Annotated in this window: 23 protein-coding genes; 14 read left to right on the top strand and 9 right to left on the bottom strand. The window is 71.5% G+C overall.

Annotated elements, in window-relative coordinates:
- The first annotated feature begins 33 nt into the window (after positions 1-33).
- From N8I84_RS07360 to N8I84_RS07330, 7 genes are all read left to right on the top strand, one after another.
- Positions 34-807 (top strand): HipA family kinase, encoded by a 774-nt coding sequence (locus N8I84_RS07360; protein ID WP_263228800.1) that lies wholly within the window; start codon positions 34-36, stop codon positions 805-807.
- Positions 804-1,187, top strand: a complete 384-nt coding sequence (locus tag N8I84_RS07355) for a DUF3037 domain-containing protein (RefSeq protein WP_263228799.1) — start codon at positions 804-806, stop codon at positions 1,185-1,187. The genes N8I84_RS07360 and N8I84_RS07355 overlap by 4 nt, the downstream gene beginning before the upstream one ends.
- A gap of 171 nt (positions 1,188-1,358) precedes the next feature.
- Positions 1,359-2,120, top strand: a complete 762-nt coding sequence (gene fabG / locus N8I84_RS07350) for a 3-oxoacyl-ACP reductase FabG (protein WP_200423513.1) — start codon at positions 1,359-1,361, stop codon at positions 2,118-2,120.
- 18 nt (positions 2,121-2,138) lie between these two features.
- Positions 2,139-2,897, top strand: a complete 759-nt coding sequence (locus N8I84_RS07345) for an SDR family oxidoreductase (protein WP_263228798.1) — start codon at positions 2,139-2,141, stop codon at positions 2,895-2,897.
- Between the two features lie 200 nt (positions 2,898-3,097).
- Positions 3,098-4,681, top strand: coding sequence for an ABC transporter substrate-binding protein (locus N8I84_RS07340; protein ID WP_263228797.1), 1,584 nt, complete (start codon positions 3,098-3,100; stop codon positions 4,679-4,681).
- A gap of 91 nt (positions 4,682-4,772) precedes the next feature.
- Positions 4,773-5,456 carry a uracil-DNA glycosylase gene (gene ung / locus N8I84_RS07335; RefSeq protein WP_200423510.1) on the top strand — a complete coding sequence of 228 codons (684 nt, stop codon included), beginning with the start codon at positions 4,773-4,775 and terminating at the stop codon, positions 5,454-5,456.
- Between the two features lie 192 nt (positions 5,457-5,648).
- Positions 5,649-6,215 carry a hypothetical protein gene (locus N8I84_RS07330; RefSeq protein WP_263228796.1) on the top strand — a complete coding sequence of 189 codons (567 nt, stop codon included), beginning with the start codon at positions 5,649-5,651 and terminating at the stop codon, positions 6,213-6,215.
- 201 nt (positions 6,216-6,416) lie between these two features.
- Here the strand turns inward: N8I84_RS07330 and N8I84_RS07325 are convergent, their stop codons facing one another.
- The 3 genes from N8I84_RS07325 to N8I84_RS07315 all read right to left on the bottom strand — a co-directional run bounded on the left by N8I84_RS07325 (position 6,417) and on the right by N8I84_RS07315 (position 8,143).
- Positions 6,417-6,866: a hypothetical protein gene (locus tag N8I84_RS07325; RefSeq protein ID WP_263228795.1), complete on the bottom strand. Its 450-nt coding sequence runs from the start codon at positions 6,864-6,866 to the stop codon at positions 6,417-6,419.
- Between the two features lie 112 nt (positions 6,867-6,978).
- A complete protein-coding gene (locus N8I84_RS07320; protein ID WP_263228794.1) occupies positions 6,979-7,491 on the bottom strand; it encodes a DinB family protein in 513 nt (170 codons plus the stop codon).
- Positions 7,492-7,552: 61 nt separating this feature from the next.
- The gene (locus N8I84_RS07315) at positions 7,553-8,143 is read right to left on the bottom strand and encodes a TetR/AcrR family transcriptional regulator (RefSeq protein WP_263228793.1); all 591 of its coding nucleotides are present in this window, start codon (positions 8,141-8,143) and stop codon (positions 7,553-7,555) included.
- Between the two features lie 105 nt (positions 8,144-8,248).
- Between N8I84_RS07315 and N8I84_RS07310 the strand changes: the two genes are divergently transcribed.
- From N8I84_RS07310 to N8I84_RS07300, 3 genes are read left to right on the top strand one after another with little or no spacing between them, the layout of a single operon-like run.
- Positions 8,249-8,806, top strand: coding sequence for an NAD(P)-binding protein (locus N8I84_RS07310; protein ID WP_263228792.1), 558 nt, complete (start codon positions 8,249-8,251; stop codon positions 8,804-8,806).
- Positions 8,710-9,666, top strand: coding sequence for an FAD-dependent monooxygenase (locus tag N8I84_RS07305; RefSeq protein ID WP_263228791.1), 957 nt, complete (start codon positions 8,710-8,712; stop codon positions 9,664-9,666). The genes N8I84_RS07310 and N8I84_RS07305 overlap by 97 nt, the downstream gene beginning before the upstream one ends.
- Complete coding sequence (locus tag N8I84_RS07300) at positions 9,663-10,574, top strand: Gfo/Idh/MocA family protein (protein ID WP_263228790.1); 912 nt, start codon at positions 9,663-9,665, stop codon at positions 10,572-10,574. The genes N8I84_RS07305 and N8I84_RS07300 overlap by 4 nt, the downstream gene beginning before the upstream one ends.
- Here the strand turns inward: N8I84_RS07300 and lnt are convergent.
- The 3 genes from lnt to N8I84_RS07285 all read right to left on the bottom strand — a co-directional run bounded on the left by lnt (position 10,492) and on the right by N8I84_RS07285 (position 13,350).
- A complete protein-coding gene (gene lnt / locus N8I84_RS07295) occupies positions 10,492-12,090 on the bottom strand; it encodes an apolipoprotein N-acyltransferase (protein WP_390898864.1) in 1,599 nt (532 codons plus the stop codon). The two genes, N8I84_RS07300 and lnt, sit on opposite strands and share 83 nt — an antisense overlap.
- 103 nt (positions 12,091-12,193) lie before the next feature.
- On the bottom strand, positions 12,194-12,670 hold the full coding sequence (locus N8I84_RS07290) for a nuclear transport factor 2 family protein (protein ID WP_200423504.1): 477 nt from the start codon (positions 12,668-12,670) through the stop codon (positions 12,194-12,196).
- Positions 12,671-12,765: 95 nt separating this feature from the next.
- On the bottom strand, positions 12,766-13,350 hold the full coding sequence (locus N8I84_RS07285; RefSeq protein WP_263228789.1) for a hypothetical protein: 585 nt from the start codon (positions 13,348-13,350) through the stop codon (positions 12,766-12,768).
- A 355-nt stretch (positions 13,351-13,705) separates the two neighbouring features.
- On the opposite strand from N8I84_RS07285, the gene N8I84_RS07280 reads away from it, so the two are divergent.
- Positions 13,706-14,446 carry a glucose 1-dehydrogenase gene (locus N8I84_RS07280; RefSeq protein WP_263228788.1) on the top strand — a complete coding sequence of 247 codons (741 nt, stop codon included), beginning with the start codon at positions 13,706-13,708 and terminating at the stop codon, positions 14,444-14,446.
- A gap of 42 nt (positions 14,447-14,488) precedes the next feature.
- On the opposite strand, the gene N8I84_RS07275 is transcribed toward N8I84_RS07280, so the two are convergent.
- From N8I84_RS07275 to N8I84_RS07265, 3 genes are all read right to left on the bottom strand, one after another.
- Positions 14,489-14,668 carry a hypothetical protein gene (locus N8I84_RS07275; protein ID WP_263228787.1) on the bottom strand — a complete coding sequence of 60 codons (180 nt, stop codon included), beginning with the start codon at positions 14,666-14,668 and terminating at the stop codon, positions 14,489-14,491.
- A gap of 142 nt (positions 14,669-14,810) precedes the next feature.
- Complete coding sequence (locus N8I84_RS07270; protein WP_263228786.1) at positions 14,811-15,515, bottom strand: hypothetical protein; 705 nt, start codon at positions 15,513-15,515, stop codon at positions 14,811-14,813.
- Between the two features lie 96 nt (positions 15,516-15,611).
- A complete protein-coding gene (locus N8I84_RS07265) occupies positions 15,612-16,487 on the bottom strand; it encodes an undecaprenyl-diphosphate phosphatase (RefSeq protein WP_263228785.1) in 876 nt (291 codons plus the stop codon).
- Between the two features lie 354 nt (positions 16,488-16,841).
- Between N8I84_RS07265 and N8I84_RS07260 the strand changes: the two genes are divergently transcribed.
- Genes N8I84_RS07260 through N8I84_RS07250 form a run of 3 tightly spaced genes read left to right on the top strand, consistent with a single transcriptional unit; the run spans position 16,842 to position 19,752 of the window.
- Positions 16,842-18,110: a Gfo/Idh/MocA family protein gene (locus N8I84_RS07260; RefSeq protein WP_263228784.1), complete on the top strand. Its 1,269-nt coding sequence runs from the start codon at positions 16,842-16,844 to the stop codon at positions 18,108-18,110.
- Positions 18,107-19,036 (top strand): DUF6807 domain-containing protein, encoded by a 930-nt coding sequence (locus N8I84_RS07255; RefSeq protein WP_263228783.1) that lies wholly within the window; start codon positions 18,107-18,109, stop codon positions 19,034-19,036. The genes N8I84_RS07260 and N8I84_RS07255 overlap by 4 nt, the downstream gene beginning before the upstream one ends.
- Entirely contained in the window at positions 19,030-19,752 is a 723-nt protein-coding gene (locus tag N8I84_RS07250) for a cupin domain-containing protein (protein WP_263228782.1), read from the top strand. Before N8I84_RS07255 ends, N8I84_RS07250 begins: the two co-directional genes overlap by 7 nt.
- Positions 19,753-19,756 lie beyond the last annotated feature (4 nt).

The following is a 19,756-nucleotide window of genomic DNA, read 5'->3' as shown; positions in this document are numbered from 1 at the left end:
TCAACAGTCCGTTGGACCCGATAGCCTGGGGAAATGCTTACAGAACTGACAGTGACCCGCTACATCACGCCGCTGCGTGAGGGCGGTTCGCTGCCGGGGCTCGTCGAAGCCGATGATCTCGGGACCTACGTCATGAAGTTCACCGGCGCCGGGCAGGGCCGGAAGACGCTCGTCGCCGAGGTCGTCTGCGGCGAACTCGCCCGCCGGCTCGGCCTGCGCGTACCCGGCCTGGTGACCCTCGGCCTCGACCCGGTGCTGGGTCTCGGCGAGCCCGACCAGGAGGTGCAGGAGCTGCTCAAGGCGAGCGGCGGCCTCAATCTCGGCATGGCCTTCCTGAGTGGCGCGATCGGCTTCGACCCGCTCGCGTTCCGGGTCGAGCCGAAGGAGGCCGGGAGGATCGTCTGGTTCGACGCGCTGGTGGGCAACGTGGACCGCTCCTGGCGCAACCCCAACCTGCTGATGAGGCAGGGCGACCTGTGGCTCATCGACCACGGCGCGACCATGATCTGGCACCACAACTGGCCCGGCGCCGAGACCTCCGCCGCGCGCCCCTACGACGCCTCCGACCACGCCCTCGCCCCCTTCGCGCCGGACGTCAAGGGTGCCGCCGCCGACCTCGCGCCCCTCGTCACCGAGGAACTGCTGGCCGAGGTGACCGCGCACATCCCGGACGAGTGGCTGACCGGCGAGCCCGGCTTCGAGACCCCGGACGAGCTGCGACGGGCCTACGCGCGGCCGCTGCTCGCCCGCGCCGCCGTCATCCACGAACGCATCCAGGGCCTTCAGACCCGTCAGGGGGACAAGTGAGCGAGCGGGACGTCTTCGAGTACGCGCTGCTGCGGGTCGTACCGCGGATCGAGCGCGGCGAGTGCATCAACGCGGGCGTGCTGGTCTACTGCCGCGCCAAGTCGTTCGTCGCCGCCCGTACGCACCTCGACGAGCGGAAACTGCTGGCCCTCGACCCGGACGCGGACGTGGCGGGCGTGCGGGCCGCGCTCACTGCCGTCGAGGGCGTGTGCGCGGGCGGCGCTGCGGCCGGGCAGGCGGCGAGCGACGACGCCGGGCGTCGCTTCCGCTGGCTGATCGCGCCCCGTTCCACGGTCGTGCAGCCCGGGCCCGTGCACACCGGGCTGACCGCCGACCCGGCGGCCGAGGCGGAGCGGTTGCTGGGCCTCCTGGTGAGGTAATGGATCACACGCGCCGGGTGTGCCGTTGACACCGGGTGCCAGGGCTTCTAGCGTCACGTCTGCTGAAGGTACTAAGCGGTCGCTCACCGAGGGCGTACCGTGAGCCGCAGACGCTTGTCAGCAGACGTTCCAAAGGTGTTCCAGGCTTTCCAAGGGCGAGGAGAACCATCAATGTCCACCACCGATCAGCGGGTCGCCGTCGTCACCGGCGCCGCGCGCGGCATCGGCGCCGCCACCGCCGTACGACTGGCCGCCGAGGGCCGTGCCGTCGCGGTGATCGATCTCGACGAGGCCGCGTGCAAGGACACCGTCGAGAAGATCACCGCCGCCGGTGGCAAGGCCATCGCCGTCGGCTGCGACGTCTCGGACGAGTCCCAGGTCGAGGCGGCCGTCGCGCGGATCGCCGAGGAACTGGGCGCGCCGACCATCCTCGTCAACAACGCGGGCGTGCTGCGCGACAACCTGCTGTTCAAGATGAGCGTCTCCGACTGGGACACCGTCATGAACGTCCACCTGCGCGGCGCCTTCCTGATGTCCCGGGCCTGCCAGAAGCACATGGTCGACGCCGGCTTCGGCCGGATCGTCAACCTCTCCTCGTCCTCCGCGCTCGGCAACCGCGGCCAGGTGAACTACTCCGCCGCCAAGGCCGGTCTGCAGGGCTTCACCAAGACCCTGGCCAAGGAGCTCGGCAAGTTCGGCATCACCGCGAACGCCGTCGCTCCGGGCTTCATCGCCACCGAGATGACGAAGGCCACCGCCGACCGCGTCGGCATGGGCTTCGAGGACTTCAAGGCGGCGGCCGCCACCCAGATCCCCGTGGCGCGCGTGGGCGAGCCCGAGGACATCGCCAACGCGATCGCCTTCTTCACGGGCGAGGCCGCCGGATTCGTCTCCGGCCAGGTGCTGTACGTCGCCGGCGGACCGCTCGACTAGGGCCGGGGGACACGCAACATGACTGAACTGCCCGCACTCTCCGGCAAGGTCGCCCTCATCACGGGCGCCAGCCGCGGCATCGGCTACGGCATCGCCGAGGCGTTCGTCGCCCGCGGCGACCGCGTCTGCATCACCGGACGCACCGAGGAGGCCCTGAAGGAGGCCGTCGAGAAGCTCGGCGCCGACCGCGTCATCGCCGTCGCCGGCAAGGCGCACGACGAGGACCACCAGGCCATCGCCGTGGAACGCACCATGGAGGCCTTCGGCCGGGTCGACTTCCTGGTCAACAACGCCGGGACCAACCCGGTGTTCGGTCCCATCGCCGACCTCGACCTGAACGTGGCCCGCAAGGTGTTCGAGACCAACGTCGTCTCGGCGCTCGGCTTCGCCCAGAGGACCTGGCACGCCTGGCAGAAGGACAACGGTGGCGCCATCGTCAACATCGCGTCCGTGGCGGGCCTGAACGCCTCGCCGTTCATCGGCGCGTACGGCATGAGCAAGGCCGCGATGATCAACCTGACCCTGCAGCTCGCGCACGAGTTCGCACCCGGGGTGCGGGTCAACACCATCGCGCCGGCCGTGGTGAAGACCAAGTTCGCGCAGGCCCTGTACGAGGGCCGCGAGGAGGAGGCAGCCGCGTCCTATCCCCTGGGCCGGCTCGGCGTGCCCGCCGACATCGGCGGCGCCGCCGCGTTCCTGACCTCGGACCAGTCCGACTGGATCACCGGTCAGACGCTCGTCCTCGACGGCGGTCACTATCTGAACGCCGCGGTCTGACGGAACCGGCCCTCGACATGGGCCGGCGACACGGGCGTCCCTTGACACAAGGGGCGCCCGTGTCGACGTACGGGAGGCACCCGGAGTGATGACAACGTCGTCATAAAACGCCCCGGTCACAGCCGTCGCCGAACCGGTCCGGTCGGCGGGGTGCTGCGGTATGGTCTGCCGCCGACCCCTGGTACGGCAGATCGAGGAGTGTGCGCGTGTTCAACCGGAACCGTCTGCGTCGGCTGGCGGCGATCACGTCCCTGTCCCTGGTGGCCGGCTGCGGTGCCCTCTCCTCGCAGTCCTCCGACGACAAGGGGCCGATCGTCGTGGGCACCACCAGCGCGCCGAGCACCCTCGATCCCGCCGCGTCCTGGGACAGCTCCTGGGAGCTGTTCCGCAACGTCTACCAGACCCTGCTGAACTACCCCGACGGCGCGGTGCTGCCGGGACCCGACGCCGCCGAGAGCTGCGGGTTCACCGACCGGACGAACCTCCTCTACCGCTGCGTCCTGCGCAAGGGGCTGACGTTCTCCAACGGGGACAAGCTCGACGCCCGGTCCGTGAAGTACTCGATCGACCGGATCAAGCGGATCAATGTGTCCGGCGGCCCGGCGGGCCTGCTCGGCAGCCTCCAGCGGGTCGAGGTGCGGGGCGACCGTGAGGTCGTCTTCCACCTGAACGAACCGGACGCCACCTTCCCGTTCGTCCTCGCGACCCCGGCAATGTCGATCGTCGACCCGGCCGACTACCCCGCCACGCGGGTGCGCGAGGACGGCGGGATCAGCGGGTCGGGGCCGTACACGCTGCGGTCCTACGAGGAGGGCAAGGAGGCCCGGCTCACCCGGAACGGCCGCTACGAGGGCTACGCCGACCGCAAGAACGACGCCGTCACCATCCGGTACTTCCAGGACTCCGCCGGCATGGTCGACGCCCTCAAGAACCACAAGATCGACATCACCTACCGGGGGCTCGCCTCCTCCGACATCGTGGCCCTCCAGCGCCACGAGTCCTCGGGCGGCATCCAGCTCGTCGAGAACCCCGGCATCGAGATCAGCTACCTGGTGTTCAACCCGAAGGACCCCTGGGCCGGCAAGCTCGCCGTCCGCAAGGCCGTCGCCCAGGTGGTGGACCGGGCCGCGATCGCCCACAACGTCTACAAGGACACCGTCGAACCCCTCTACTCCATGGTCCCGGCGGGACTGACCGGGCACACCACGCCCTTCTTCGACGACTACGGGGACCCCAGCACCGCCAAGGCCCGCAAGATCCTCACAGCGGCGGGCATCACCCAGAGGGTCCCGCTGACCCTGTGGTACACCACCGACCGGTACGGCTCCGAGACGGGCCCGGAGTTCCAGGCGCTCAAGCAACAGCTCGAGAATTCCGGCCTGTTCCAGGTCACCCTCAAGAGCCGCCCCTGGAAGACCTATGTGGACGGCTACCAGAAGGGCGAGTACCCGGTGTTCGGCCGGGGGTGGTTCCCCGACTTCCCGGACCCCGACAACTACATCGCGCCGTTCGTCGGCGAGCAGAACGCGCTGGGCACGCCCTATCCGTCGCCGGAGATCAGCAAGGTGCTGCTGCCGCAGTCGCGGCGCGAGAGCGACCGCGCCAACGTGGTCAAGGAGTTCCAGCAGGCCCAGCAGATCCTGGTGAACGACGCCCGGCTGCTGCCGCTGTGGCAGGGCAAGCAGTTCCTGGCGGCGAGCGAGGACATCTCCGGCGGGGAGCGGGCGCTGGACCCGTCGACGATCATGATGATGTGGGAGCTGTACCGGAAGACCAGCTGGTAGCGCGACCCCGGGGCGGGGGCCGCATGCCGGTTGTCAGTGGTCGCCTGTAGGTTCCGTACCTGGAAGTGACCGCACATCGGAGGAAGTTGACGTGACCGACATCGCCATGCTGCCGGAGTCCTGGCGGGGCGTTCTGGGCGACGAACTGCAGCAGCCCTACTTCAAGGAGCTCGTGGAGTTCGTCGAGGACGAGCGTGCCAAGGGTCCCGTCTACCCTCCGCGCGAGGAGGTCTTCGCCGCGCTGGACGCCACGCCGTACGAGAAGGTGAAGGTGCTCGTCCTCGGCCAGGACCCGTACCACGGCGAGGGCCAGGGCCACGGCCTGTGCTTCTCCGTCCGGCCCGGGGTCAAGATCCCGCCCTCGCTGCGCAACATCTACAAGGAGATGCACGAGGAGCTGGGCACGCCGATCCCGGACAACGGCTATCTGATGCCGTGGGCCCAGCAGGGCGTGCTGCTGCTGAACGCGGTGCTGACGGTGCGCGGCGGCGAGGCGAACTCGCACAAGGGCAGGGGCTGGGAGAAGTTCACCGACGCGGTGATCCGTGCCGTGGCCGGACGGCCCGACCCGGCGGTGTTCGTGCTGTGGGGCAACTACGCGCAGAAGAAGCTGCCGCTGATCGACGAGACGCGGCATGCGGTGGTCAAGGGCGCGCACCCCTCGCCGCTGTCGGCGAAGAAGTTCTTCGGTTCCCGTCCGTTCACTCAGATCAACGAGGCGGTGGCCCGGCAGGGACACGAGCCGATCGACTGGACGATCCCGAACCTGGGCTGACACCCGGAGAGGCGGGGCGGCACGGCCGCGCGTCCGCGGAGGACATGGGGGGTCCTCCGCGTGCGGCCGGTCGCCGTCGTCGGCCGGCCCTGTCGTCACCGGCTTGGCCCAGTGCCGTACGGAGCTGCCTGAGCCTCATTGTCCGTGGTGGCGGTTAGCGTCGTGATGACGGTGACGAGCATGGAGGGCGCGGTGGCGAAGCGACAGGAACAGGCGGCGCCGGACGCCGTCATGACCCGCATCGGACAGGTCGTCATGCTGCACCACGCCGGCGACCGCGAGGAGGCCAGGGACCGCTTCCTGGGGCTGTGGGCGGAGATCGGCGAGGACGGCGACCCACTGCACCGCTGCACTCTGGCGCACTACATGGCGGACACCCAGGACGACCCGGCCGACGAGCTCGCCTGGGACCTCAGAGCGCTGTCGGCCGCCGAGGAGCTGACCGACGAGCGCCTCGCCGACCACGAGGGCGCTCTCGCGGCACACGCGTTGTACCCCTCGCTCCAGCTGAACCTGGCCGCCGACTACGTCAAGCTCGGCCGTCGCGAGGACGCCCGCGCCCATCTGCGCCTGGCCCGGGCCGCGGTCGGCGCTCTGGGCGACGACGGCTACGGCGAGGGCATCAGAGCGGCGATCGGCCGCCTGGAGCGACGGCTCGCGGCAGAGGAGGCGGAGGAACCGCCGTCCGGCAGACCCGGACCCGTTCCCAGGGACGGCCCGGGAGACGGGACTCCGGGGCCGCCGAGACAGCGCTCGTAGGCCCTGCCACCACATTCCCGTCGTCCACGCGGAGGCGGCGGGCGCGCGGTGCGACGGGGGTGCCCCGCGCGAACTCGTTCGAGCCTGGGGAGTCGGCGGCCGACGACAACGCGGCTGGGGTCCCCCACGCCCTTGAGGCGATGGGGGAGGGCGTGCCAGGCGTCGCGCGGCAGGCGCGAATTCGACGGTGAGGCCCGGAGCTCAACGCCCGTATGTGTCCCGGCAGATGGTCGCCTCGGGGCTGTCCGGCTGCCATCCCCCGTACCTGCGGCCGAGCGCGCACACGCCCGTGTCCTTGGGGAACGCGTTGGAGACGGCCGGCGGTACCTCGACGTGGGGAGCCGGGCGGGTCTGCTGCGGGGGCGTGGCCGCCGCGGTGCGGTGCGGCGCGGCCTGCGCCGGACGGGTCGCGTGCTCCGGGGCGGCCGGGGGCGGCGACGGGCGGGGGGAGGGGCCGACCATCTCCAGCGCCTCCCGCGCCGGCGCCTGGACGACGCGTGGTTCCCCGCTGCCGTCGGGGCGTGGCGATGAGGGACGCGAGGAAGCGGGCGGCGGGCCGGGATTCGGCGGTCGCTGGACGGTCACACAGCCGGCGAGGGCCGAGACGGCCACGGAGACCAGGAGCGTTGCGGTCGTCGTCGTTCGGTGCACGCGCGCAACTCTGCTGTGTCGGCGCCGCTTTGGGGAGCGGACGGGCGCAGGATGCCCCGCACGGGTGATCCGAGGCCCCGTACGGAGTGCCCCGCGCCCGCCCGGGGTGACGTCATTCGCCGGTGGCGCCGTCGATGCGCTCGCGGATCAGGTCGGCGTGGCCGTTGTGGCGGGCGTACTCCTCGATCATGTGGGTGTAGATCCAGCGCAGGCTGAAGCGTTCCTCGGTGAACCTGCTGGTGCCCCGCGAGAGGTCGTCCAGGCCGAAGCCGGCCGCATTGCGCCGGGCGATCTCGACCTCGGTCTGCCAGGTGGCGTACGCCTCCTGCCAGGTGTCGGCCTCGGTGAGGTGGAACTCTCCGTCCTTGTCCTCGTCGCTGTAGTAGATCGGTCCCGGGTCGTCGCCCACCAGGACCTTGCGGAACCAGCCCCGCTCCACCTCCGCCATGTGCCGTACGAGCCCCATCAGAGAGAGCTCGGACGGCTCCACCGAGGCGGTCCTGAGCTGGGCGTCGGTCAGGCCCTCGCACTTCCAGGCGAGCGTGTGGCGGTGGTAGTCGAGCCAGCCTTCCAGCATGGTGCGCTCGTCGGCGTTCAGGGCGGGTTCACGGCGTTCGGCAGTCATGTCCCCATCCTCACCCGGCCCGAGCGCCTCCCACCATCGCATTTCCGCCGGGCCGGCCGGGTCAGCCGCCGAGCATCCCGTCGAGCAGTTCCCGCAGCCCGGCGCGGACCTCGTCCAGGGGCGGCACCTCGGCGGTGAAGGTCCCGGCCACGCACGAGAACATCAGCCCGTCCAGCCAGGCCACCAGCGACAGCATGTGCCGTGCCGGGTCGGGCGAGCCGAGAGCCGTCAGCAGAGCGGCGAGCTGGTCGCGGAAGCGGGCTCCGGCCGCGTCGAAGTACCGCCGCAACTCGGGCCGCCGGGTGGCCTCCAGGGCCAGTTCGTACCGGGCGAGCGTGAGATCCCGGTTGCGCGTGAGGGAACGGTGGGCCGCCAGGGCCAGGCCGTCCACCAGCGCGCCGAGTTCGTCCTCGAGATCGGGCATCTCCTCCGGGGCGAGCACCCGGGTCTCCCGCTCCGCGAGGCGGCGCACCGCGAGTTCCAGGAGCGCCAGCCGGGTCCGGGCGACGTTCGAGGTCGAGCCCTGGGGCAGCTCCGCCGCCTCGTCGACGGCCCGGTGGGTCAGTCCCCGCATCCCGCGCTCGGCGAGCAGGGCGAGCGCGGTGTCGGCGACGAGGTCGGCGCGAGGGGCGCCCGTGGTGCGTGCGGACATGAAGGTCAACCTACCGGTCGCACTACTCCTGTAGTACGCTCGACACGCTCGGTCACTACTCCTGTAGTGGACCCGCCGGAGCATCGTGGGACTTGAGGAGCAGCCATGGCACAGCAGTCGCGGGCAATCGTGATCGGCGGCGGCATCGGTGGCCTCACCGCGGCCGCGGCCCTGCACCTGCGCGGGCTCCGGGTCACCGTGCTGGAGCGCGCTCCTTCCCTCGAGCCGGTCGGCGCGGCCATCTCCCTCGCCCCGAACGCCCTGCGCGCACTGGACGTCATCGGCATCGGCCACGCGCTCCGCGACCTCGCCGCCTGGCAGGGTGACGGCGGGCTGCGCACCCCGGCGGACGCTGGCTCACCCGGACCGGCGCAGCTGCCGCGGCCGAGCGCTTCGGCGGACCGCTCGTCCTGCTGCCCCGGGCCACCCTCATCGACGGCCTGGCCGCCCTGCTGCCGCCGGACGCCATCCGCACGGCCGCCGCCGCTAGCCTCGCCGACCCCGGCGACACGGACCGCCCGGCCCGGGTCACCACCTCCGACGGAGACCTTGAGGCAGAACTGGTCGTGGCCGCCGACGGCATCCACTCCGGCGTACGACGGACACTGTTCCCGCACCATCCGGGGCCCGTCTACTCCGGATTCACCACCTGGCGCGTCATGATCCCCGTGCCCGGACCCGCCTTCGCCTCGCACGAGACCTGGGGCCGAGGCCGCATCTGGGGCACCCATCCGCTCAAGGACGGCCGGGTCTACGCCTACGCGGCGGCCGTCGTGCCCGCCGGGCAGCGCGCGTCCGACGACGAGAAGGCCGAACTCCTGCGGCGGTTCGGCGACTGGCACGACCCGATCCCCGCCGTCCTCGCCGCCGCCCGCCCCGAGGACGTGCTGCGCCACGACGTCCACCACCTCGCCGAGCCGCTGCCCGCCCACCACCGCGGCAGGGTCGCCCTTCTCGGCGATGCCGCGCACGCCATGCCACCGACGCTGGGTCAGGGCGGCAACCAGGCCATCGAGGACGCGATCGTGCTCGCCCACCACTGCGACGACCTAGTGCCGCAACAGGCAACGTTCGCCCCGTCGCGACGCCGGCACGCTCCCCCAAGCTCTTCGAGCAGGGGGTACCCCCAGAGCACGCACCGGCCGAAAGCCCAAGTACATCCAGTACGAGGACTTCCGGCCGGCACTCCCCCAAGCTCTTCGAGCAGGGGGTACCCCCAGAGCACGCACCGGACGCCGCTCCTTGACGGGCAAACGTTGCCTGGCGCGGCACTAGCCGCGTACACGGCCGTCCGGCTGCCCCGGACGACCGCCGTCACCCGCCGGGCCGTCCGGGCCGCCCGCCTGAACATGATGAGCGGCCGCGTCGGGACCGCCGTACGCGACGCCGCGATCGCCGCGCTGTCGAAGGCATCACCCGCGCTGCTCCTGCGCGGCTTCGAAGGCATCGCCGACTGGCGGCCACCGCAGCAGCCGTATGCTGCGGACCAGGCATCGTCGGCAATTCCTAGGAGTACCCCGTGAAGGTCGGCTGCATCGGACTCGGCGACATCGCGCAAAAGGCCTATCTGCCGGTGCTCGCCCTGCAGCCCGGGCTCGACCTGCACCTCCAGACACGCACCCCCGCCACCCTCCACCGCGTCGGCGACAGCCTCCACCTCCCGCTCGGGCAGAGGCATGCCGATCTGGACGCGCTGCTCGCACAGGACCTCGACGCGGCGTTCGTGCACACGCCCACCACCACCCACCCCGAGATCGTCACCCGGCTCCTCAAGGCGGGAATACCGACGTACGTCGACAAGCCGCTCGCCTACGAACTCGCCGACTCCGAGCGGCTGGTACGGCTCGCGGAGGAGCGGAACATCAGCCTCGCGGTCGGCTTCAACCGGCGTCACGCACCCGGATACGTGCAGTGCGCCGACCACCCGCGTGACCTCGTCCTGATGCAGAAGAACCGCGTCGGACTGCCCGAGGAGCCGCGCAAGATGATCCTCGACGACTTCATCCACGTCGTCGACACACTGCGGTTCCTGGTCCCCGGCACGGTCGACGACGTGACCGTGCGGGGCCGCGTCGAGGGCGGACTGCTGCACCACGTGGTGCTCCAGCTGTCCGGTGACGGATTCACCGCGCTCGGCGTGATGAACCGGCTGAGCGGTTCCGCCGAGGAGATCCTGGAGGTCTCCGGGCAGGACTCCAAGCGGCAGGTGCTCAACCTCGCCGAGATCGTCGACCACAAGGGCCAGCCGACCGTGCGCCGGCGCGGCGACTGGGTGCCGGTGGCCCGGCAACGCGGCATCGAGCAGGCCGCGCTCGCCTTCCTCGACGCCGTCCGCGCCGGCAAGGTGCTCAGCGCCAATGACGCACTGGCGACACACGAGTTGTGCGAGCGGGTCGTGACCGCGGTGCGGGAACGCGCCGTCGCGCCCTGAGCGCCCGGAGCCCCTCGGCCACACCCAGCCCCGCGATCACCAGCAGGGCGCCGTGCACCGGCCAGTCGCCGAAGCGGACGTACGGGGTGACGCCGTGGGCGGTCGGCACCTCGTAGACCGCCGACGTGCTCCGGTCGGTGCCGAGCCAGGAGCCGATCCGCTCGCCGCTCGGACCGTAGACGGCGGAGACCCCGGTCAGCGTGGCGTGCACCATCGGGCGACCGGTCTCGGCGGCGCGCAGCGCGGCCAGCGAAGCGTGCTGCTCCGGTGCCCAGCTGTGCTGGAAGGTCGACGTCGACGACTGGGCGAGCAGCACGTCGGCGCCGTCCTCGGCGAGATGGCGGCTCATGTCCGGGAAGGCGGACTCGAAGCAGACCATCGGGCCGACGCGCAGCCCGTGCCCCACGTTCATCACCACCTGCTCGGTGCCGCGCCTGCGGTCCTCACCGGCCGCCTTGCCGACCGAGGTGGCCCAGCCGAGAACCGACCGCGCCGGTATGTACTCGCCGAACGGGACGAGCCGCATCTTGTCGTAGCGGTCGCCGGTCGGGCCGTCCGGGCCGATGAGCACGGAACTCTTGTAGATGCCGGGGTGGTCGGAGCGGCGGGCGTCGACGTTGACGAGGACGTCGGCCTTCACCTGCCGGGACAGCGCCGCGATCCGGCGGGCCAGGTCGGGCCGCTGCCCGAGGTCGTAGCCGACGCTGCTCTCGCCCCAGACGACCAGGTCCACATCCTGCCCGGCGAGTTCGCGGGTCAGCCGCTCCTGAAGGTCGAAGCGTTTCATGCCGCTGTCGGTGCCGTCCACGATCCCGGGCTGCACGACCGCGATCCGCACCCGTCCGTCGACGTCGGGCCGCGGCGACCAGGCCCAGGCAGCCGAGGTCACAGCGGCCGTCGCGACGAGCCCCGCCAGGGCCGGCACGCGCGACGCGCGCACGGACGTCAGCAGCGCCAGGGCGACGTTGACGGCCACGACCAGGAAGCTCAACAGCCACACCCCGCCGATGGAGGCGAGCCGCAGTGCGGGCTCCACCTGCCACTGGCTGGACCCCAGCAGCCCCCAGGGGCCGCCGAGCCCCTGCCAGGAGCGGACCAGCTCCACCGTCAGCCAGCCCGACGGCAGGACGACCAGGGCGGCGCAGACCCGCCCCGGCGAGGGAACCCCGGCCAGGAACCGGCGCACCAGCCAGCCCCAGGGCGCCCACAGCGCCCCGAGCAGTGCCGCGATGACGAACGTGAACACGTTCAGGTTCGGCAGCAGCCAGTGGTGCACGGCCGTCATGAAGCCGAAGCCGCCGAGCCAGCCGTCGCACGCGGCCCGCTTGCCGGTCGGGGCCGTGCGCACGAGCAGGATCCACGGGACCAGGCAGACGTACGCGAACCACCACCAGGACGGCGCCGGGAAGGTGAGCATCGGCAGCGCACCGGCGATCACGGCCGCGGCACCGCGCCACCACCGGGAGGCGAGCCAGTCGTCGAGCCTCCGGATGCGGCGCTTCCCTCCCCAGATCATGTCTCCAGTGTGCGCGCCGCGGAGGAATCTTCGACAGGGGGCCTAGGTGTGCGGCGCGTGGGGCCCGCCCGGAGGCGTGCGCGGTACTGCTCAGCGGTACCGATCAGGTGGACGGACGCGGGGCGCGGCGCCACTTCTCCTGGACGACCACTGCGCGCAGCCGCCAGCCGTCGTCCGTCCGCAGGAACGTGAATGCGTACCGTCCGCCGCAGACGAAGTCCGGTTCGGGCGTCCCGCCGTCGCCGTCCCCGCTCGCGAACCGCATCGGATTGACGTAGTCGGCCCACACCCCGGCCGTGTCGCCGATGTCCCGCTCCAGCACGCCGAACCGGATGCGCCGGTTGACGATCAGGTGCTGACGCATGGGGAACAGCCGCATGGTCTCCTCGAGCCACCCGGCGACCTGCCGGGCATCACCCTCGATCCCGCCGGCCGAGCGGTAGTCGGCGCGCCCGTCCCCCGTGAACAATCCCCGGTACGCCTCCCAGTCCCCGTCGTCCACGGCCGCCGCGTACTCGGTGACGAGTCCGTCGACGGCCAGCCGGTCCATCACGGTCGCGAGCTCCACGCGCTGGGTCATCGGCTCAGTTTTGGGGACGGGGGAGGCGTAGCCAAGGGGTGTGCAGGGGCGGGTTCGGGCGCGGGCCCGCCGGGCGGGTATTCCGGGGTGCGTCGTCACCACTCGTCGTCGTGGTGGCCGATCACCCGGAAGCTGCCCGCGACACCGTCGTCCGGGAACAGGCTTCCGAAGCCGCCGTAGCCACCGGAACCGCCGAATCCGCCGAAGCCCTCGTGGTCCTCCTGGTCGCCGTAACCCTCGTGGACGGTGCGGGGCACCACCCCGAAGGTGTCGCCGTGGGGGCCGACGACGGCGACTGGGGCTCCGTTGTCACAGGTGAACCCGCGGAAGACCTCGACGGTCTTGTCGCTGTCGTTGAAGATGCTGAAGCTGCTGGAGCCCAGCCCGCTCGCGGCGACGATGCAGCCGTCCTCGACGGCGGGGTACGTCCGTTCGTTGAACTGGATCCTGCCCTCGTGTCGGCGTTCGTGGCCGTGGTCCTCCCCGCGGCCGCGGCCCTCTCCGCGTTCGTGGCCGCCGCCACGCCCCTCGTCGCGCTTCTCGTTCGTCTTGCCCTGGGGGGCCGGAGCCGCGGGGGCGGGGTGCTGGGCGGGCGGGGCCGCCCGGTGGACGTGCGCGACGGCCGGTTTGGCGGCGGCTTGGCGGCGGCGCGGGCCGGTCGGGTCCGGCTGCCGAGGCATAGGTGATGCCGGTGGTGGCGAGGGCGGTCGCGCCTACTAGGGCGGCGGCCACGGCGAAGGTACGCGTGGGCATGTCATTTCCTTCTGTCGCAGAGACGCCGGCCGGGCAGCCGAACTGCGACGAACGTATAGACACTGCACATAACTGTCATATCGGACGATCGCAAGGTGTGATCCGACGGGGCCGGTCGGGTGTAAACGCCGCGCCAGGCGCATACCGATGGCCCTCTGTCTGTTCCTCCGTCAAAGGCGAGGAGCCTGCGCAGAACTGACCGCCAGACAGGTAGGACTCGGGCGTACGGGGACGAGCGTAGGATGATCCACTCCGTTGGGGCTCGGGAAGGGGAGACCACAGATGACGCGTCCGGTGACGGTGGTCACGGGCGGCAGCCGCGGGATCGGTGCCGCCACCTGTGTGCGGCTCGCAGCGGACGGACACGACGTGGCGCTCGGCTACCTGCGCAACGCCGAGGCCGCGGAGCGGACCGCCGAGGCCGTACGGGCGGCGGGGGCGCGGTGTGTCACCGTGCGCGTGGACACGTCCGACGAGGCCGCTGTCGACCGGCTCTTCGATACGGCCGCCGACGCCCTGGGACCGGTCACGGGTCTGGTGAACAACGCCGGGGTGACGGGACCGCTGGGCCGGCTCGCGGACACGGACACCGACGTTCTGCGCCGGGTGGTGGAGGTCAACCTCCTCGGTACGCTGCTGTGTTCGCGCCGCGCCGCGCGGGAGATGGCGACACGCGGGAGCGGTGTCATCGTCAACGTGTCGTCGGGGGCGGCGACGCTGGGAAGTCCCGGTGAGTACGTCCACTACGCGGCGTCCAAGGCCGCGGTGGACACCCTGACGATGGGCCTCTCCAAGGAACTGGGACCGGACGGCATCCGCGTCAACGCGGTGGCACCCGGACTGGTCGACACCGAGATCCACGCGGCGATGGGCGACCCGGACCGGCCCCGGCGGATGGCGGCGGCGATCCCGCTGCGCCGGGCCGGCAGCGCCGAGGAGATCGCTGCGGCGATCGCCTGGCTGATGTCCCCGGAGTCCTCGTACACGACGGGCGCCGTGCTGAGGGTGGCTGGCGGGCGGTGACCTGCCGACCGCCGTTCCCTCTCCGCGCGGCGGCGGCTCGCGTCAGGCCGCCTCTATGACCTCGCCGCGTATCGCCGCCGCCCACTCGACGACCAACAGCTCGTACTCCGCGCGCTCCTCAGCCGACAGGGAACCGCCCGCACGCATCCACAGCGCGCGGATCTGCTCGTTCAAGTCCTCGGCAGAGCGCATGGAACCAGGGCTCATGGATTCGGGGGACATGCGAACAAGCCTAGGGGCAGGGACTGACAGCGCGCTACCGCACGGCTACGCGTGCGGTATGTGGTTGGTCACGGTCCTTTGCGAGCTCGGGAATTGGGGGATTCTGTCGCCTTGGCGCCGGCTCGGTGGCCGTCCGGCCGGCTCAGTGGGCGAAGGGCGGCTCGAAGCATCCGGTCTCCGGATACGGGCCGTTGGTGCTCACCTGGTAGTTGGTCTTCTGCACGAACGCCGTGACGCAGGCGTCGTCATGGACGCGAAGGCCGACCAGCGCACCCTCGGGCGTGACGTAATGGCCGTCCCCGTAGCGTGAGTCCATCGCCCGGACGGTCAGCGTCCCGCCGAGGCGCTCCCCCTTCGGCCCGGTCCGTTCCTCCTTGTAGCCGAGCCGGAGGAGTGCCGCGCGCACCGTCGCGGGGTCCCACTTCCTCTCCTCCCACAGCCGCTTGAGCACCGGCTCGATGCGATCCGCCTCCCGCTGCGCGTCCTTGGCGTCGGCGGGGGACATGGTGTGCGGCCGGCGGTGGTCGTTGTTCTCGTTGTAGTGCGGAGCGCCGTCGCCTGCCCCCGGCTCCACGTACGCCGGGGCTCCCCCCGTGGCGGAGACGGCACCTGGCGGGACGCTCGTGGCGACCGGTGCGGAACTCCGAGGCGTGCTCGGGGCGTCCGGAGCGGAACTACGGGAGGTGCTCACGGCGTCCGGGGCGGAACTACGGGACGTGCTCGGGGCGGCTGCGGCCGTCGAACTCGCGGCCCGCTGCTGACCGCAGGCCTCGAGGGACAGGGCGGCGAGCAGGAACAGTGCCGTGACGGTCACCGTGCCGCGTCGGCCGGACATCGAGGAGGACATGGCATGACTCTGCCATGCCGGGCCACCGTGGATCAGCCACGGACGAACAGTGGCGCGAACTGCCCCGTGCACGCCAGGCTGTGGACGTGCCCCTTTTCAGCCCGCGGACTCCGCGGCATGCGGGCTCAGGACCCCGGCGGCCACCAGCGCGATGATCGCGACGCCCAGCGCGATGCGGTACCAGACGAACGGCATGAACGACTTCGACGAGATGAACTTCATGAACCATGCGATGACCGCATACCCCGACACGAAGGCGATCACCGTCGCGAACAGCGTCGGCCCCCAGCTGACATGCCCTGCCTCCGCCGCGTCCTTGAGCTCGAACGCCCCCGAGGCCAGCACGGCCGGAACGGCCAGGAGGAACGAATAGCGGGCGGCGGCCTCGCGCCGGTAGCCGAGGAAGAGGCCGCCGCTGATCGTGGCGCCGGAGCGGGAGACGCCGGGGATCAGGGCCATCGCCTGGCAGACGCCGTACGTCAGGCCGTCCCTGACGCTGAGGTCCTGAAGTGTCTTGCGCTGCTTGGGCGCCCGGTGCCGGCCGCCGGTCTCGTCGCGTGCCGCCAGGCGGTCCGCGATGCCGAGGATCACGCCCATGACGACCAGCATCGTCGCGGTCACGCGAAGATCGCGGAACGGGCCCTCGATCTGGTCCTTGAGGGTCACTCCGAGCACACCGATGGGTATGGAACCCACGATCACCAGCCAGCCCGTCCGCGCGTCCGGGTGCTGCCGCATCGTCTTGTCGAACAGGGACCGGAACCAGGCGGAGAGAATGTTCGCGATGTCCTTGCGGAAGTAGATCAGCACCGCGGACTCCGTGCCGATCTGCGTGATCGCCGTGAAGGCGGCCCCCGGGTCCTCCCAGCCCGCGAAGGCCGCGGTCAGCCGCAGATGCGCGCTGGAGGAGACGGGAAGGAACTCGGTCAGCCCCTGGACGAGTCCGAGGATGAGGGATTCAAGCCAAGACATGACGTGATGTGGTCCAAGAGCTGATCGTGGGGGTGACGACGGGCACACCGAGCCGGGGCGTGCCCCAGGTCCTGGGCGCAGCCGGTGATCGAGTGCGGTGGAGGGCAGCGTAGCGTCCCGGCATGACGGTTCCATCACCGGGGCTTTGCCTGCGCTTGGGGTGGTGCGGCGGGCCGCCCGCGCCCGGACCTCGTCTCCTGGTTCGAACGTCACACGTCCGTGGTGTTGACCGGCCACTTGGGCGCCGCTTACGTTCAAGCGCAGGGAAAGCGCTTGCTGCCCCCCGGGTCCTCGGGAGTCACCAGGCGTTGGCCAACGTCAGACGTCACGTCCGATGGAGCGCTGATCACGTTCATGCCCACAGACCACAACGCGTCCGCCACCGACGATGCCGCAAGTCCTCAAAGCACGCCCGATCCGGAGCCTCACCGAGCGGTGATCCCGAAGCCGCGCACGGACCGTCCGGTGTCGCCGTACGCAGGCCGCCGCATCAAGGCCGCGATCGTGGGCACGGGCGGCATCGCACGTTCCCATATCGCCGCGCTGGCCCGCCTCGCCGAGGAGGGCGAGACCGAGATCGTCGCAGCCGTCGACATCGACGCCGACGCGGTCGAGCGCTTCTGCGCCGAGGGCGGCATCCCGCACGCGTACACCGACCTCGACCGCATGCTGGAGGAGCAGCAGCCGGACCTGGTCAGCATCTGTACGCCGCCCACCCTGCACCGGGAGCAGACCGTAGCCGCGCTGCGGGCGGGCGCCTGGGTGTGGTGCGAGAAGCCGCCCGTGCCCACGCTGGCCGACTTCGACGCCGTCGAGGCGGAGGAGGGCGCGGACGGCGGCCCGTACGCGGCGATCGTCTTCCAGCACCGCTTCGGCTCCGGCTCCCGGCACGTGCGGCGGCTGCTCACCGAGCAGGCCCTGGGCCGACCGCTGGTCGCGCACTGCCAGACCACCTGGTACCGCAACGCCGCCTACTACGCCGTGCCGTGGCGCGGCCGCTGGCACACCGAGGGCGGCGGACCCGCCATGGGCCACGGCATCCACCAGATGGACCTCCTGCTCGACCTGCTCGGACCGTGGAGCGAGGTGCGGGCCATGGCCGGGCGGCTGGTGCACGACGTGGAGACGGAGGACGTCTCGACGGCGCTCGTACGGTTCCAGAACGGCGCCCTCGCCACCATCGTGAACAGCGTGCTCAGCCCGGACGAGGTCAGCCGCATCCGCATCGACTGCGAGCGCGCCACCGTGGAACTCAAGCACCTGTACGGCCACAGCAACGACAACTGGCGCATCACCGCGGCCCCCGACGTGCCCGAGGAGGAGGCCGCGGCCTGGAGCGACTTCGGTGAGGACGTGCCGAGCTCGCACCTGGAGCAGCTGCGCGAGCTGGTCGCGAGCATGCGCGCGGGCGAGCGGCCGCGCAGCAGCGGCACCGACGGGCGGACCAGCCTGGAGCTGATCACCGCGCTGTACAAGTCCGCGTTCACCGACACGACCGTCCGCGCCGGGGAGATCGGCCCCGGCGACCCGTACTACACGGCCCTGCACGGAGGCGCGCCCGGCTGGGCGCCCGTGGTGGCTCAGGCGTCCTCGGCGGCGCCGAGCGAGGAGGTGTCCGCATGACCGCGACCCTGCGCATCGTGCACGCGCACGGCGACCGCATCACCCTCACGGAACCGACCACCGGCGTCGAACTCTTCTCCTACGTGTACGGCCCCGAGGCGGCCTGGGAGGCGCCCAAGCCGTATCTGCACCCGGTCCGTACGCTCGCCGGCGACGTCGTCACCGACTACCGGCCCAACGACCACCGCTGGCACAAGGGCCTGCAGCTGACCGCCTCCCATCTGTCGGGGCAGAACCTGTGGGGCGGCAACACCTACGTGCACGGTGAGGGCTACCTGGAGCTGCCCGAACGCGTCGGCTCGATGGCGCACGTCGCCTTCGACGAGGTCGAGGCGGACGGCGACCGGGCGGTCATCGCCGAGCGGCTCACCTGGCACCCGTACACCGGCGAGCTGTGGGCCGAGGAGGAGCGCCGCATAGAGGTGCACGACGTCGACGTCGCCTCCCGGAGCTGGGCGCTGACCTGGACGTCCGCGATCACCAACCGCCGTGACGAGCCGCTGCTGTTCGGCAGCCCGACGACGGCCGGCCGGGAGATGGCCGGCTACACGGGTCTCTTCTGGCGCGGTCCGCGCGCCTTCCGTGACGGACGGGTCGTCGCGCCCGACGCGGAGGGCCCCGGTCTGATGGGGCAGCAGGCCCCCTGGCTCGCGTACTCGGGCGAGCACGACGGCAGCGACGGGCACGCCACCCTCGTCTTCGCGCACGCGCCCGAAAACGACCACCTGGGTGAGCGGGGCGCCCACCCCGCCCACTGGTTCGTCCGCAGCGAACCCTTCGCCGCCGTCGCTCCCTCCTGGGCGTTCTACGACGAGCTGGAACTGGCCCCGGGCGACACCCTGCGCCGCCGCTACCGGGTAGTGGTCGCGGACGGCGCGTGGGAGCGTGAAGAGGTGGCCAAGTACCTCGAGGAGCATCCGTGGTGAGCACAGCGGAGTTCACGGGGCTGCCGGGCGCCGTCGCCGTCTCCCACCTGTCCGTCTACGACTGGCCGGCGGCCGACGGCGTGTGCGGCGGCACCCCGCACATGCACCTGACCTGCTCGGAGGCGTACGTCGTCACCGGCGGGCGCGGCGCCGTGCAGACGCTGACGAAGTCCGGGTACGAGGTCACCCCGCTGGAGCCCGGCACGGTCGCCTGGTTCACGCCGGGCACCATCCACCGGCTGGTCAACGAGGACGACCTGCGGATCACCGTCCTCATGCAGAACAACGGGCTGCCCGAGGCGGGCGACGCCGTCCTGACCCTGCCTCCGCAGTACCTGACCGACCCGGAGACGTACGCCGCCGCGACCGCGATCCCCGGTGACGCTCCCGAGGAGGAGCAGGAGCGGATCGCCAGGGCGCGTCGCGATCTGGCCCTCGAGGGCTACCGGGCGCTGCGCGACGCGGACGGCCCCGAGCCGCTCGCCGCCTTCCACCGGGCCGCCGCCGCGCTGGTGCGGCCGCGGCTGGCCGAGTGGCGCGAGCGGTGGGAGCGTGGCGCGCGGGCCGCCGCGGCGGCGACCGGCGACCAGCTCGACCGCCTGGAGCGCGGCGACGCCTCCCACCTCGCGGATGCGGTCGTACGGTCCGAGCAGCCGTCCGCCTATGGGAAGTTCGGGATGTGCGGACGGCTCGACGTCTACAAGGGGACCGTGTAGGCAG

This window comes from Streptomyces cynarae (genome assembly GCF_025642135.1).
Lineage (GTDB): Bacteria > Actinomycetota > Actinomycetes > Streptomycetales > Streptomycetaceae > Streptomyces > Streptomyces cynarae.
Note: the sequence above shows the minus strand (reverse complement) of the source record. Positions and strands in the feature narration are given on the sequence as shown.

What these genes read in the sequence shown, in the direction of transcription:
- N8I84_RS07360 (WP_263228800.1), top strand. Translation starts at nt 34, where the DNA reads ATGCTTACAGAACTGACAGTGACCCGCTACATCACGCCGCTGCGTGAG.
- fabG (WP_200423513.1), top strand. Translation starts at nt 1,359, where the DNA reads ATGTCCACCACCGATCAGCGGGTCGCCGTCGTCACCGGCGCCGCGCGC.
- N8I84_RS07345 (WP_263228798.1), top strand. Translation starts at nt 2,139, where the DNA reads ATGACTGAACTGCCCGCACTCTCCGGCAAGGTCGCCCTCATCACGGGC.
- N8I84_RS07320 (WP_263228794.1), bottom strand. Translation starts at nt 7,491, where the DNA reads ATGACTGCCGAACGCCGTGAACCCGCCCTGAACGCCGACGAGCGCACC.
- N8I84_RS07315 (WP_263228793.1), bottom strand. Translation starts at nt 8,143, where the DNA reads ATGTCCGCACGCACCACGGGCGCCCCTCGCGCCGACCTCGTCGCCGAC.
- N8I84_RS07310 (WP_263228792.1), top strand. Translation starts at nt 8,249, where the DNA reads ATGGCACAGCAGTCGCGGGCAATCGTGATCGGCGGCGGCATCGGTGGC.
- lnt (WP_390898864.1), bottom strand. Translation starts at nt 12,090, where the DNA reads ATGATCTGGGGAGGGAAGCGCCGCATCCGGAGGCTCGACGACTGGCTC.
- N8I84_RS07290 (WP_200423504.1), bottom strand. Translation starts at nt 12,670, where the DNA reads ATGACCCAGCGCGTGGAGCTCGCGACCGTGATGGACCGGCTGGCCGTC.
- N8I84_RS07285 (WP_263228789.1), bottom strand. Translation starts at nt 13,350, where the DNA reads ATGCCTCGGCAGCCGGACCCGACCGGCCCGCGCCGCCGCCAAGCCGCC.
- N8I84_RS07280 (WP_263228788.1), top strand. Translation starts at nt 13,706, where the DNA reads ATGACGCGTCCGGTGACGGTGGTCACGGGCGGCAGCCGCGGGATCGGT.
- N8I84_RS07275 (WP_263228787.1), bottom strand. Translation starts at nt 14,668, where the DNA reads ATGTCCCCCGAATCCATGAGCCCTGGTTCCATGCGCTCTGCCGAGGAC.
- N8I84_RS07270 (WP_263228786.1), bottom strand. Translation starts at nt 15,515, where the DNA reads ATGTCCTCCTCGATGTCCGGCCGACGCGGCACGGTGACCGTCACGGCA.
- N8I84_RS07265 (WP_263228785.1), bottom strand. Translation starts at nt 16,487, where the DNA reads ATGTCTTGGCTTGAATCCCTCATCCTCGGACTCGTCCAGGGGCTGACC.
- N8I84_RS07260 (WP_263228784.1), top strand. Translation starts at nt 16,842, where the DNA reads ATGCCCACAGACCACAACGCGTCCGCCACCGACGATGCCGCAAGTCCT.
- N8I84_RS07255 (WP_263228783.1), top strand. Translation starts at nt 18,107, where the DNA reads ATGACCGCGACCCTGCGCATCGTGCACGCGCACGGCGACCGCATCACC.